The organism is Pararhodobacter marinus, from assembly GCF_003122215.1.
Lineage (GTDB): Bacteria > Pseudomonadota > Alphaproteobacteria > Rhodobacterales > Rhodobacteraceae > Pararhodobacter > Pararhodobacter marinus.
This window is the reverse complement of record NZ_QEYD01000005.1, coordinates 357,280-369,375: the sequence shown is the minus strand read 5'-3', so window position 1 is coordinate 369,375 and position 12,096 is coordinate 357,280. Positions and strand designations below refer to the sequence as shown.

Below are 12,096 nucleotides of genomic sequence, written 5' to 3'. Positions count from 1 at the left end.
CATCGGCGGGGCTCCTCGTCACATCCCGAAGACCCTACCAGATCACGCCAGAACGCGCAGGTTTTTCAGACGTTCCTTAGATATCTCTGGATTCATTCAAACAAACCTCGATTGGCCTGCAGCACTAAGAACTCACTTCCACACCCCCTTGAACTCCCGCCACTCCCCGATGCTCATCCCCGAGGACTCCCGCGTGACTTCCTCACCCTTCAACATCCGCTTCAACACATCAATCGCCTTGCCCGACAGGGTCACGCCGCCCATGCGGTAATCCTCGAACGCGCCGAAAGCCAAGGGGACCCAGTCGGCGACCATGGCGGCGATCGCCTCGGCATAGACGCGGATCTCGTATTGCGCGTGGGCATCGGCGCGCAGGCGCAGGAAGTGGAAGAGGTTGTGCAGGTCGGTCTTCCAGTACCATTGCGTGTAGATGTTCATCGGCAGGTTCATCCGCGCCAGTTCCCGCGCGAGGCCCTGCTGGTCGTCCTGCGACAGCATCTCTTCGTAATGGTCATACATCTGCGCGGCGTCGGATTTCAGCAGCGCCAGCACGCGGGCGGCCTCGGCCCCTTCCAGCACCGCGCCACGGCCCTGATTGTTGACCGTCGACTGCGCGGCCAGCTGCGCGGGTTCGGGGATGTAGAACTCGCGGTCCAGGATCGAATAGCGCGCCGAGTATTCGTTGACGTTGGCGGTGCGGTGGCGGATCCACTGGCGCGCGACGAAGACCGGCAGTTTCACATGCAGCTTGATCTCGCACATCTCGAACGGGGTCGAGTGCCAGTGGCGCATCAGGTAGCGGATCAGCCCCTCGTCATTGGAGACATGCTTGGTGCCCGCGCCGTAGCTCACCCGCGCGGCCTGCACGATGGCCGCGTCGTCGCCCATATAGTCGATCGCGCGCACGAAGCCGTGGTCCAGCACCGGCTGCGCGGTATAGAGGTGCTTTTCCATCCCCGGCGCGACGGCGCGCAACGTGGGTTGCGGATTGGCGCGTGCGGCGTCGATCTCGGCTTGTTGCTCTGCGCTCAAGGTCATGGTGGTGGCCCTCTGTTCCGGGGATTCGTTTCATCCACCTATAGCACTCGGACCCGCCCCCACCGCAAGATGAGGGGGCGCGAAACGGGGGGAGACAAAGCCGCCGCGTGGATTATGTTGGAAGGCAGCAAAGAAAGGGAGAGGGCATGAGCCTGACATATCTGCACACCATGGTCCGGGTGAAGGATCTCGAGGCGTCGATGGCGTTCTACCGGCTGCTGGGGCTGGAAGAGACCCGCCGCCACGAGAGCGAACAGGGCCGCTTCACGCTGGTCTTCATGGCCCCGCCCGCGCAGCCGGAATGCCCGGTCGAGCTGACCTATAACTGGGACGGGGATGAGGGCCTGCCGTCCGACAGCCGCCATTTCGGGCATCTGGCCTATAGCACCGACGATATCTACGCGCTGTGCCGGCACCTGGCCGATAACGGCGTGACCATCAACCGCCCGCCGCGCGATGGGCGCATGGCCTTCGTGCGCTCGCCCGACAATGTCTCGGTCGAGCTGTTGCAGGCGGGCGAGGCGCTGGACCCGGCCGAGCCCTGGGCCTCGATGCCCAATACCGGGCATTGGTAAGGTGGCCGGCCCCGGTGCCGTGAGTATTTGGGGCAGAATGAAGGGGCGCGCGCGGGCCGGGGGGCTTCGGGCGCGCCTTTTTGCATTGAGCCTGGCTCTGGGCGCGGGCGCGAGCGCGGCGGGGGCGCAGGAATGCCGGCTGGCGCTGGTTCTGGGCTTTGACGTCTCGGCCTCGGTCGATGCGCGGGAATACCGGTTGATGATGGGGGGCACGGCGGCGGCGTTGCGCGATCCGGCGGTCCGCGCGGCCTTGTTCGCGGGGGTGCCGGTGGCGCTTGCGGCCTATGTCTGGGCCGGGCGGCGCGAACAGGCGGTCGTGGCGGACTGGGTCGTGATCGAGCGCGACACGCAGCTCGCGGAATTCGCCGACCGGCTGGAAGGATATGCGCGCCCCACGGGCGATCCGCTCGGCCGCTGGGGCGGGCGCACGGGCGTGGGCGCCGCGCTGGCGGCGGGGTCCCGGCTGCTGGCGCGCGCGCCCGTCTGCGACCGGCAGGCGATCGATCTGGCCGGGGATGGCGAGAACAATGACGGGCCGGACAGCCTGTTGCTGAACGGGATCACGGTGAACGCGCTGGCCGTGGCGGGCAACATGCCGCTCGACGAGTTCGGGGCGCTTGACGGGGTGCGGCTGTATTATGCGCGGCGGGTGATCCAAGGCCCCGGCGCCTTCGTCATCGAGGCGCAGGGTTTTGGGGATTTCGCCCGGGCGATGCGCGTGAAGCTGTTGCGCGAGGTCTCGCCGCCGCTTCTGGGCGCGCTCTGACGGATCAGCGCGGCGGGCGCGACATGTATTGCGCCATCACCGCGATGGATGCGCCCGAGACAAGGATCATCGCCATGCCGATCATCGTCACCCCGTCGGGCACATGGCCGAACAGCGCCCAGCCCATCAGCGCCGCCCAGACGAAATGCAGGTAGTTCACCGGCGCGATCAGCGAGGCCGGCGCCTCGCGATAGGCGCTGGCGAAGAGGAAATGCCCGATGATGAAGCTCACGCCCAGAAACACCATCAGCCCGGTATCGAACAGCGTGGGCCATGGCGCGCCCGCCGTGGGGATCGCGGCCAGCGTGAACAGGACCGCCCCCACGAGGTTGGCGTTGAACAACAGCGCAATCGGCGTCTCGGTCCGGGTCAGCACGCGGGTGATGAGGTGAAAGCCCGTGGTCGCGGCGGCAAGGCACAGAGCCAGCCCCACGCCTGCGGGATTGAGCGCGGCCCCCGGTCGCACGATCAGCAGCACGCCCGCGAAACCCAGAGCGGCCAGCAGCCAGCCGGTCTTCGTGACCTTTTCTCCCAGCAGCACCACCGCCAGCGCCATCACCGCGAACGGCGCGAGATACATGATCGCGACCGTCTCGCCCACCGGCATCAGCCGCAGCGTGTATCCCATGACCAGCGTCGCGAAAGCCAGCGTCAGGCTGCGCACCAGCACCATCCACGGGCGGCTGATCCGCCAGAGCCGCCCGCGCATCCGGGGTGCCAGCACCGCCAGCATCATCAGCGTGCCGATGCTGTAGCGCAACGCGGCGATGCGCTCGATGGGCTGGCGTTCGACAAGGTACTTGGTCAGCGCATCGCCCAGCCCGAACAGGGCGACCGCGCAGGTGGCCATCCCGATCCCGAGAAGCAGGCGCCGGGTTTCGGCAACAGAGGCGGTCATTCGATCTCCGGAAGAGGCTCGCAGGGGCTGGAGGGCACGGGGGCGATGCCGCGCGCACGCGCCCCTCTTCGGCAACGGGGGTGGATATGTCAACTGTCCGGGACGGTTTCTGCCCCGGTCAGGCGCGCGCGTCGCCGGTTCCGCCATGCGTTGCGTCCGCACCTTCGCCATCTTTTTCGTCCGTCTCGGCGGGCCCCGCCGGCAGACGCTCGAGATCGCTCTCCAGCCGCAAGGCCGCGCCGGCATGCGCGCGCACCCGGGGCGCCAGCCGCCGCGCCGCCGCGGCCAGCGCGGAGTCGGGCGATTGCGACAGGGCGTCGAGCGCATCGAGCAGCTGCGTCGCGACCTCGATCATCGCCGCACCGTCGCGGGCGATCGGGGCAAAGGCGGCCTCGACCATCTCTTCGGCCGTCCAGGGCTGTACGAAAACGCGCGGATAATCGACCCGGATCCGGCGCTGACGGTAGCGCGGCGCGGCGTCGCCGCTGGGCTCGCTGCCCTCCTCGGGGTCGGGATCGGTTTCCGGCAAGGACCAGTCCCACAGCAGCCGCTCCAGCCGCGACACCACCTCGATCGCAGTGCCGGGATCGTTGACGGCGGGCGACAGCGCGCGCGAGGCGATCTCCGACAACACCGTCAGCCCGAAGACGGGGTCCTGCTCGAAGGTGCGCGCGTCACCGATCACGAAGCAGCGCCGCAGCGCGTCGGCATCGGCCTCGCCCGCGACCTGCAGCAGCGGCGCGCCGCGCAACACCTGCTGGCCCGGGCGCCGCAGCACCCAGATCGGCCCCGAGGCGCATTCCGACAGCGCCCGGACATCGATCACCTGCAGGAAGCCGGAGGTCCTGGCGGTGACGGTATGGACGTGATCGGCCACCAGCGTCTCGGCCGTCATCGGCGCAGCCCCCAGCGCGGGGCGGCGGCGATGGAGATCCAGCGCGTCATGGGCGCGCGCCTCGGCCCGGTCGAGCGCATCGCGCATCGTGCCCAGCGTGGTCAGATGCGCGATCCAGCGCACCAGCGCCAGAACCACCGCCCCGATCACGATCAGCGTCACGATCAGCACCATCGGCGCGCCGCCGTCAAATCCGGCCTGAAACAGGATCAGAGCGGTCAGCGCATAAACGAAGGCGCCGATGAAGATGCCCAGCACGGTCTGGGTAAGCCCGTCCTGGATCATCAGGTTCAGAACCCGCGGCGTCGCCGTCTGCGCAGCGGCGCGGTGCGACTGAACCATGATCCCCAGCGAAAAGGTCGACACGGCCAGCATCGACGAGGACAGGATTTCCAGCACCGGCAGCACCGATTGCGCGTCAATCCGCACCCCGGCCCAGTCGGGCAGCACGAAGGCAAAGCTGTGCGCCATCACCACCGCGACCACGGCCAGCGCCGCGAACAGGGCAACGCGAAACCAAAGCGCGTGAACAAGGCGGCGCAGCCAGACGAGGAAAACGCTCACCCGCCGTCAGACCGATTGCGCCGGAAAGCCGATGTAATCGAGCGCGGCCTTGACCTGCGGTTCGGGCGCATCGCCGGTCACCGTCACGCGGCGGGCTTCCATGTCGAAAACCGGCTCACCCCCCAGGGGCCGGATCGCGGCCTCGATCGAGGCCCGGCAATGGCCGCAGCTCATGTCGGGTACGGAAAGAACGTATCTGTGGGACATGTCAATCTCCTGTCTTTGGGAGACGAAACGCCCCGGTGCGGGGCCGAGTCAAGCCTTCCAGCCAGAGGAACGCGACCGCGCGCAGCAGGGTTCCGCGCGCAGGACCGGGGCACGCTGAGACGAAAGCGCCTCGACTAGGGCATCGCCGACGACAAAGCGCCCCGCATCTTTACGCCGCAAATATCCTGGGGGGTGAATTCGGCTCTGCCGAAGAGGGGGGCAAAGCCCCCCTGCCCGGACGCCCGAGGGCTCGGCGCCGGAGGCGTCGCGGCCAAGGGCGAAACCCCTCACCCGTGCCCGGCCTCCCTGCTGTGCCCGGCCCGGTCCTGCGCCGCCGGTCCCGGATCACCCGCCGAAGGCTCGGGTCAGGCAATCCTCGACCGGGGCGACCATGCCTGCGCGCGCCGGAAAGGCCAGCGCGGGCAGAAGGGCCGTGCCCTCGGGCAGCGGTTCGGATCCGTCGGCCCAGCCCCGCAGGCGCGCGGCCGCCGCCTGCGCTTCGGCATCGACCGCCGTCTCGCCGGTGCGGGCCGCGCGCAAGGCCGGGGCCGCGGCGGCAAGCTCGGCGGTGAACGCCGCCCAGTCAGCGGGATTGGCATGCAGCAGAGTCGCCGGGCAAAGCGTGCGGGCAATGTCGAGCTCCATCGCCACCGCGTAATCGTAGAAGATTTCCGGGAAACCCGGCTCGACCGCGACGAAGATGCGCAGCAGCGGCACCGAGGCGCCGTTGATCTCGGCCTCGCGCGAGATCATCATCTGGCTGTCGGCGCGAAACATCGTCCAAGCCTCGCCCGGAAGCGCCAGCAATGGCGCGGCGGGCGCATCCGGAAAGGCATCGGCTCCGGCTCCGTCCTCCGCCACGAATCGCACCGTCAGATTGTCGAGCCGGGCCTCGCCCGCGAAGACCGGGACCGGCAGCGCGCAGGCGGCATCCGAAGCCGCGTCTACTGCCCCGTCCGCTGCCCCACCCGCTGCCCCTGCCGCGCAGCCGGCCTCCGGCGCACGCCAGACCACGGACTGCGCCGCGCCGTCGGGCGCGATCGTCAGCGCCTCGATATGCCCCGGGACAAGCCCCAGCATGTCGCCGATGCCCATCCAGCTTCCCGCCACCGCGTCGGGCGTGGGCGCCTGCTGGGCCCGGGCCCCGGGTGTGATCAGGCACAGGGCGGCTAGCCAGAGAGAGGCGCCGGCGGACAGGACGGGAACGAATCGGGGCATGCGGATCTCCTTCGCCCGCCTCCTAGCAGCCCGCAGCGTTGTCAGCGATGGCGTTTGCCGCTAGGACGCGCGCAAATACCCTGCCCCTTTCCCTTCGCGCCCCGCTTTTGCGCATCCCGCCCCTGCCCTGCCCACAGCCTGACCACGGAGTGTCCCGATGATCCCCTCGTCGCATATCGACCCGGCCCGCATGGCCCGCCTCTCGGCCCAGATGCTTCTGGATATCGGCGCGGTGCATTTCAACGCGCGCGAGCCCTTCACCCATGCCTCGGGCAACAAGGCGCCGACCTATGTCGATTGCCGCAAGCTGATCTCGTTCCCGCGCATTCGCTCGGCGCTGATGGATTTCCTCGTCGCCAAGGTCATGGCCGATGCGGGGTTCGAAGCCTTCGACAACATCGCCGGCGGCGAAACCGCGGGCATCCCCTTCGCCGCGCTGGTGGCCGAGCGCATGGCGCTGCCGATGACCTATGTGCGCAAGAAGCCCAAGGGCTACGGGCGCAACGCGCGGATCGAGGGGCTGATGAGCGAGGGCCAGCGCGTGCTGCTGGTCGAGGACATGACCACCGATGGCGGCTCGAAACTGAGCTTCGTCGACGCGATCCGTGACACCGGCGCCCGCTGCGGGCATACCGCGGTGATCTTCTATTATGACATCTTCCCCGAAACCGTGCCCCGGCTGGCCGAGCACGGCGTCAGCCTGCATTACCTCTGCACCTGGTGGGACGTGCTGGCCGTGGCCCGCGAGCGCGGCGATTTCGACGCCGAAACGCTCGATTCGGTCGAAGCCTTCCTGCGCGCGCCCAAGGCATGGACGCCGCCGGCCTGACCGGACGCCGCGGGCCGGGCAGGACGGGTGAGGGGTTTCGCCCTCGGCCGCGACGCCTCCGGCGCCGAGCCCTCGCGCGACCGGTGCAGGGGGGCGCTGCCCCCCTCTTCGGCAAAGCCGAATTCACCCCCCGGGATATTTCCGGAACGAAGATGTGCCAGGGAACGACAGGCGGGTCTTGGTCCCCGGAATATCTTTGCCATGGGGCTCAGGGACTTGCGCGCTGCGTAGGCTTCTGTCCGCCTGCCGGGGCGGGTTTCGGCGCCACGATGCGTTGCCTGATCGGCGTGGATTTGGCATAACTAAGCGGTTCTCTTTTTCCGAGCCGTGACCCGCGCGCCCCCCCGACGGGAGGCGCCGGGTCCGGAGCTCCGCCATCAGTCCAGCCGGAACGTCCATGACCGAAATCGCCGCTCTCCGTTCGACAAATCCGCAATCCGCGCCGCAGGGCGAAGCCGAGGTCGGGCCCGAGCTGCTTCCGCATAATATCGAGGCGGAACAACAGCTTCTTGGCGCGATCCTGACCAATAACGACATCTATGACCGCGTGGCCTCGCTGGTGCGGGCAGAGCATTTCTTCGAACCCGTCCACAAGCGGATCTTCGAGATCACCGCCGCGCGGATCCAGAAGAACGCCCTCGCCTCACCGGTGACGATCAAGGCCTTCATGGAGGACGACGAGGGGCTCAAGGAGCTGGGCGGCGCGAATTACCTCGCCCGGATCACCGGCGCCGCCGTCGCCTCCTATGCCGCGCGCGATTACGCGCAGATGATCTACGATCTGGCCGTCCGGCGCGAGCTGATCCGCCTGGGCCGCGACATCGCCGCGCGCGCCAGCACGGTCGAGGTCGCCGACGAGCCCAAGGAGCAGATCGTCGCCGCCGAACAGGCGCTCTACCAGCTGGGCGAACAGGGCGTGGCCGAAAAGGGCTTCCAGTCCTTCCTGCGCGCCGTGACCGAGGCCGTGAACGTCGCCGCCGCCGCCTATCAGCGCGATGGCGGACTGGCGGGGATCTCGACCGGACTCATCGATCTCGACAAGAAACTCGGCGGGCTGCACCCGTCCGACCTCATCATCCTGGCCGGGCGCCCGTCGATGGGGAAGACCTCGCTGACGACCAACATCGCCTTCAACATCGCCAAGGCCTACAAGCGCGGCATCCGCCACGACGGGACCGAGGGCGCGGTGAATGGCGGCGCGGTCGGGTTCTTCTCGCTCGAGATGTCGGCCGACCAGCTGGCCGCGCGGATCCTGTCGGAAGCGGCCGAGGTGCCATCCGAGCAGATCCGCCGCGGCGACATGTCGGAAGAGGAATTCCGCCGCTTCGTCGAGGTCGCCAAGACGCTGGAAAACTGCCCGCTCTATATCGACGACACGCCCGCCCTGCCGATCAGCCAGGTGGCGGCACGCGCGCGGCGGCTGAAGCGGACGCATGGGCTCGACGTGCTGATGGTCGACTACCTGCAGCTTCTGCGCGGCTCGTCCAAGGAAAGCCGGGTGCAGGAGGTCTCCGAGATCACCCAGGGCCTGAAGGCGATCGCCAAGGAGCTCAACATTCCCGTCATCGCTCTGTCGCAGCTCTCGCGCGCGGTGGAAAGCCGCGACGACAAGCGCCCGCAGCTGTCGGACCTGCGGGAATCGGGCTCGATCGAGCAGGATGCCGACGTGGTGATGTTCGTGTTCCGCGAGGAATATTACCGCGAGCGGGAAAAACCCTCGGATCACGATCTCGAAGCGATGGCGAAATGGCAGGAGGTCATGGAGCGCACCCATGGCAAGGCCGAGGTCATCATCGGCAAGCAGCGTCACGGCCCCATCGGCACGGTCGAGCTGAGCTTCGAGGGCCGCTTCACGCGCTTCGGCAACCTTGTTCAGAGCTGGCAGGAAGGCGGCGGCGACAGCGGGTTCTGACGCGCGGTCGCCGCCTTGGTGCGAGTGGGGGGCTCTGCCCCCCGCCTTCGGCTCCCCCCGGGATATTTATGGAACAAAGAGGCACGAACCCGTGCCAAACCCCGGCGCGGCGCGCGTCTCTTCGAGACCGCATCTTTACGCCCCAAATATCCTGGGGGGTGAATTCGGCTTTGCCGAAGAGGGGGGCAACGCCCCCCCGCCCGGTCGCCCGGTCGCCCGAGGGCTCGGCGCCGGAGGCGTCGCGGCCAAGGGCGAAACCGCTCACCCGCGCCCGCCGCGGGTTCTCAGCGTCCCTGGTTGCGGCGCGCCATGAAGGCCAGGCGCTCGAACAGATGCACGTCCTGCTCGTTCTTCAAGAGCGCGCCGTGCAGTTTGGGCAGCGCATTCGCGCCGTCGCGTTTCAGGTCCTCGGGCCCCAGATCCTCGGCCAGAAGCAGTTTCAGCCAGTCGAGCATTTCCGAGGTCGAGGGCTTTTTCTTCAGCCCCGGCGTTTCGCGCAGTTCGAAGAATTGCGTGAGCGCGGTCGACAGAAGCTGCTCCTTGATCCCCGGATGGTGAACGCGCACGATTTGCGCCAGCACTTCGGGTTCGGGGAAGCGGATGAAGTGGAAGAAACAGCGCCGCAGGAAGGCGTCGGGCAGTTCCTTCTCGTTGTTCGAGGTGATGATGACGATGGGGCGCACCGCTGCGCGCACCGTCTCGCCGGTCTCGTAGACATGGAACTCCATCCGGTCGAGTTCCTGCAGAAGGTCATTGGGAAACTCGATATCCGCCTTGTCGATCTCGTCGATCAGCAGGACGACCTTCTCGCCCGCCTCGAAGGCCTGCCAGAGCTTCCCCTTGCGGATATAGTTCTTCACGTCATGGACGCGCTCGTCGCCGAGCTGGCTGTCGCGCAGGCGCGAGACCGCGTCGTATTCGTAGAGCCCCTGATGCGCGCGGGTTGTGGACTTGATGTTCCACTCGATCATCGGCACGCCCAGCGACGCCGCCACCTGCCGCGCCAGTTCGGTTTTCCCGGTGCCCGGCTCGCCCTTGACCAGAAGCGGCCGCTCAAGCGTGACCGCCGCGTTCACGGCCATCGTCAGGTCGTCCGTGGCGATATAGCTGTCGGTTGAGGAAAAACGCATGATCATTCCGTCTGCAGGGCCCGTTTCGCCCGCGACCCTAGCCGCGCGTCCCGTCAGCCGCAAGGGAGCGGCGGCAGGCGGCGGGCCCACTTCGGTCCCGCGCCGGTCCCGCCGCGCTGCGGCGCGCATGTCACGGCAGATGAAATGTTACCTTTTCGCGCGTGACATCGCGGTTGCCACAGGCTATTGCCCTGCTCAGGGGGCTCGGAATGACCGCAGAGAACGAAATCGTCGAGTCGGTTGTCTTCAGTTCCGGGCAAACAGGGGATGCGCCTATGAAACCGGAAACCTTTCTTCCTGATAATTACAAACCGGCCGAAGACGAGCCGTTCATGAATGAACGCCAGCTCGAATATTTCCGCCGCAAGTTGCTGGCATGGAAAGAGGAAATCCTTGCGGACAGCAAGGAAACCCTGAACGATCTGGCCAATTCCAACCGCAATCTTCCCGACATGGCCGACCGCGCCAGCGAGGAAACCGACCGCGCGCTGGAATTGCGGACCCGGGATCGTCAGCGCAAGCTGGTCTCGAAGATCGACGGCGCCTTGCGGCGGATCGAGAACGGCGAATTCGGCTATTGCGAAATGACCGGCGAACCGATCTCGCTCAAGCGGCTTGATGCCCGCCCGATCGCCACGATGACGCTGGAAGCGCAGGAGCGCCACGAGCGCAGCGAGCGCGTCCACCGCGACGACTGAACCGGCCGCGCGGGCCAGACGCCCGCGCGCGACCCTGCGGCGACCCGGTCGGGATCCCGCACCCCCTGTGAACGGCAGGCCCGTGACAGACCTTTCCAAAGACGAACGGCCCGAGACCGGGCGGACGGCGCAGGACCGGACTTTGCCCGATAACGACCGTCCCCGGCTCGACGCCCGGCCGTTATCCGGTCGCCCGGCCCTGGTGCTGGGCGCGGGCGTCGCGGGACTGGCTCTGGCCACCGCGCTGCGGCGCCACGGCGCCGAGGTCTCGATCCTGGAACAGGCGCCGCGCATCACCGAAGTGGGCGCGGGACTGCAGGTCAGCCCTAACGGCGCGCGCGTCCTTCAGGCGCTGGGCCTCGACCCCGACACCATCGGCGACAGGACGGAGGCCGTCGAGCTGCGCGATCACGCGGGGCGGCTGGTGAGCAGGCTCGCCATGCCGCAGGAGGGTCCGGGGTTCTACCTGTGTCACCGCGCCGACCTGATCGCCGCTCTCGAACAGGCCATGCGCGAGGCAGGGACGCGCGTGCAATTGCTGCAGAAGGTCGAAGAGATCACCCTGACCGACACCGGTGCGCGGATCCGTACCGCCATCGGCAGCGATCACGACACGCCGCTGGTATTTGGCGCGGACGGCCTGCATTCGCCGGTGCGCCGCACACTGGACGGGCCGCGCGATCCCTTCTTCACCGGACAGGTCGCGTGGCGCGCGCTCATCCCCGGCGATGGCGGGGCGCGCGTGGCGCAGGTCTTCATGGGACCGGGCCAGCATCTGGTCAGCTACCCCCTGCGCGGCGGGACGCTGCGCAACATCGTCGCCGTACAGGAGCGCCGGGTCTGGGCCGAGGAAGGCTGGAACCATCCCGACGATCCCGCAGCCCTGCAAAGCGCGTTCCACCGCTTCGGCGGCCCGGTGCCCGGCTGGCTGGAAACCGTGCGCGAGGTTTACCTGTGGGGCCTGTTCCGCCACCCGGTCACCCGCCATTGGCATGACGGCAAGGGGCGCGCCGCGCTTCTGGGCGATGCCGCGCATCCGACATTGCCCTTCATGGCCCAGGGCGCGAACATGGCGCTGGAAGACGCCTGGGTTCTGGCGCGGTCGCTGGCGGCAAAGCCCGGCGACGCGGCCGGCGCGCTGCGCGACTATGCCACAGCGCGGCAGGACAGGGTGACGCGTGTGGTCGGCATGGCCAATGCCAATGCCCGCAACTACCACCTTCGCGCGCCTTTGGCGCCGCTGGCGCATGGCGTGTTGCGCATCGCCGACCGCGTGGCCCCGAGCCTGGCGCTGAAACGGTTTTCGTGGATCTACGATCACGACGTGACGGCCTGAAGCCTCGTTTCCCGCGCCCGAACCGACGTT

The 12,096-nt window shown here is 68.0% G+C and carries 12 protein-coding genes; 6 read left to right on the top strand and 6 right to left on the bottom strand.

Going from position 1 to position 12,096, the window contains the following annotated elements; all coding sequences use genetic code 11:
* Positions 1 to 132: 132 nt before the first annotated feature.
* Entirely contained in the window at positions 133 to 1,038 is a 906-nt protein-coding gene (thyX, locus tag C4N9_RS10505; RefSeq protein ID WP_109533274.1) for an FAD-dependent thymidylate synthase, read from the bottom strand.
* 146 nt (positions 1,039 to 1,184) lie between these two features.
* Here thyX and C4N9_RS10500 point away from each other — a divergent pair, with 146 nt between their 5' ends.
* Together C4N9_RS10500 and C4N9_RS10495 are read left to right on the top strand one after the other, a co-directional pair.
* Positions 1,185 to 1,613 (top strand): VOC family protein, encoded by a 429-nt coding sequence (locus tag C4N9_RS10500; protein WP_109533273.1) that lies wholly within the window; start codon positions 1,185 to 1,187, stop codon positions 1,611 to 1,613.
* Positions 1,614 to 1,698: 85 nt separating this feature from the next.
* Positions 1,699 to 2,379 (top strand): DUF1194 domain-containing protein, encoded by a 681-nt coding sequence (locus C4N9_RS10495; RefSeq protein WP_245902513.1) that lies wholly within the window; start codon positions 1,699 to 1,701, stop codon positions 2,377 to 2,379.
* A gap of 4 nt (positions 2,380 to 2,383) precedes the next feature.
* Here C4N9_RS10495 and C4N9_RS10490 read toward each other — a convergent pair whose 3' ends face one another.
* From C4N9_RS10490 to C4N9_RS10475, 4 genes are all read right to left on the bottom strand, one after another.
* Positions 2,384 to 3,277, bottom strand: a complete 894-nt coding sequence (locus C4N9_RS10490; RefSeq protein WP_168192198.1) for a DMT family transporter — start codon at positions 3,275 to 3,277, stop codon at positions 2,384 to 2,386.
* A 118-nt stretch (positions 3,278 to 3,395) separates the two neighbouring features.
* Complete coding sequence (locus C4N9_RS10485; protein ID WP_109533270.1) at positions 3,396 to 4,736, bottom strand: DUF2254 domain-containing protein; 1,341 nt, start codon at positions 4,734 to 4,736, stop codon at positions 3,396 to 3,398.
* Between the two features lie 6 nt (positions 4,737 to 4,742).
* Positions 4,743 to 4,943 carry a heavy-metal-associated domain-containing protein gene (locus tag C4N9_RS10480; protein WP_109533269.1) on the bottom strand — a complete coding sequence of 67 codons (201 nt, stop codon included), beginning with the start codon at positions 4,941 to 4,943 and terminating at the stop codon, positions 4,743 to 4,745.
* Positions 4,944 to 5,288: 345 nt separating this feature from the next.
* Positions 5,289 to 6,161, bottom strand: coding sequence for a hypothetical protein (locus C4N9_RS10475; RefSeq protein WP_109533268.1), 873 nt, complete (start codon positions 6,159 to 6,161; stop codon positions 5,289 to 5,291).
* 157 nt (positions 6,162 to 6,318) lie between these two features.
* On the opposite strand from C4N9_RS10475, the gene C4N9_RS10470 reads away from it, so the two are divergent.
* Positions 6,319 to 6,990: an orotate phosphoribosyltransferase gene (locus tag C4N9_RS10470; protein ID WP_109533267.1), complete on the top strand. Its 672-nt coding sequence runs from the start codon at positions 6,319 to 6,321 to the stop codon at positions 6,988 to 6,990.
* Between the two features lie 397 nt (positions 6,991 to 7,387).
* Entirely contained in the window at positions 7,388 to 8,902 is a 1,515-nt protein-coding gene (locus C4N9_RS10465; RefSeq protein ID WP_109533266.1) for a replicative DNA helicase, read from the top strand.
* Positions 8,903 to 9,186: 284 nt separating this feature from the next.
* Here C4N9_RS10465 and C4N9_RS10460 read toward each other — a convergent pair whose 3' ends face one another.
* Positions 9,187 to 10,032 (bottom strand): AAA family ATPase, encoded by an 846-nt coding sequence (locus tag C4N9_RS10460; RefSeq protein WP_109533290.1) that lies wholly within the window; start codon positions 10,030 to 10,032, stop codon positions 9,187 to 9,189.
* 275 nt (positions 10,033 to 10,307) lie between these two features.
* Between C4N9_RS10460 and dksA the strand changes: the two genes are divergently transcribed.
* Both dksA and C4N9_RS10450 read left to right on the top strand, forming a co-directional pair.
* Positions 10,308 to 10,730, top strand: coding sequence for an RNA polymerase-binding protein DksA (gene dksA / locus C4N9_RS10455; RefSeq protein ID WP_109533265.1), 423 nt, complete (start codon positions 10,308 to 10,310; stop codon positions 10,728 to 10,730).
* Positions 10,731 to 10,812: 82 nt separating this feature from the next.
* Positions 10,813 to 12,066: an FAD-dependent monooxygenase gene (locus C4N9_RS10450; RefSeq protein ID WP_342748796.1), complete on the top strand. Its 1,254-nt coding sequence runs from the start codon at positions 10,813 to 10,815 to the stop codon at positions 12,064 to 12,066.
* The last annotated feature ends 30 nt before the right edge of the window (positions 12,067 to 12,096 follow it).

Excerpts from the sequence above, each read along its gene's own strand:
- C4N9_RS10500 (WP_109533273.1), top strand. The coding sequence starts at position 1,185 with ATGAGCCTGACATATCTGCACACCATGGTCCGGGTGAAGGATCTCGAG.
- C4N9_RS10490 (WP_168192198.1), bottom strand. The coding sequence starts at position 3,277 with ATGACCGCCTCTGTTGCCGAAACCCGGCGCCTGCTTCTCGGGATCGGG.
- dksA (WP_109533265.1), top strand. The coding sequence starts at position 10,308 with ATGAAACCGGAAACCTTTCTTCCTGATAATTACAAACCGGCCGAAGAC.
- C4N9_RS10480 (WP_109533269.1), bottom strand. The coding sequence starts at position 4,943 with ATGTCCCACAGATACGTTCTTTCCGTACCCGACATGAGCTGCGGCCAT.
- C4N9_RS10460 (WP_109533290.1), bottom strand. The coding sequence starts at position 10,032 with ATGCGTTTTTCCTCAACCGACAGCTATATCGCCACGGACGACCTGACG.
- C4N9_RS10470 (WP_109533267.1), top strand. The coding sequence starts at position 6,319 with ATGATCCCCTCGTCGCATATCGACCCGGCCCGCATGGCCCGCCTCTCG.
- thyX (WP_109533274.1), bottom strand. The coding sequence starts at position 1,038 with ATGACCTTGAGCGCAGAGCAACAAGCCGAGATCGACGCCGCACGCGCC.
- C4N9_RS10465 (WP_109533266.1), top strand. The coding sequence starts at position 7,388 with ATGACCGAAATCGCCGCTCTCCGTTCGACAAATCCGCAATCCGCGCCG.
- C4N9_RS10475 (WP_109533268.1), bottom strand. The coding sequence starts at position 6,161 with ATGCCCCGATTCGTTCCCGTCCTGTCCGCCGGCGCCTCTCTCTGGCTA.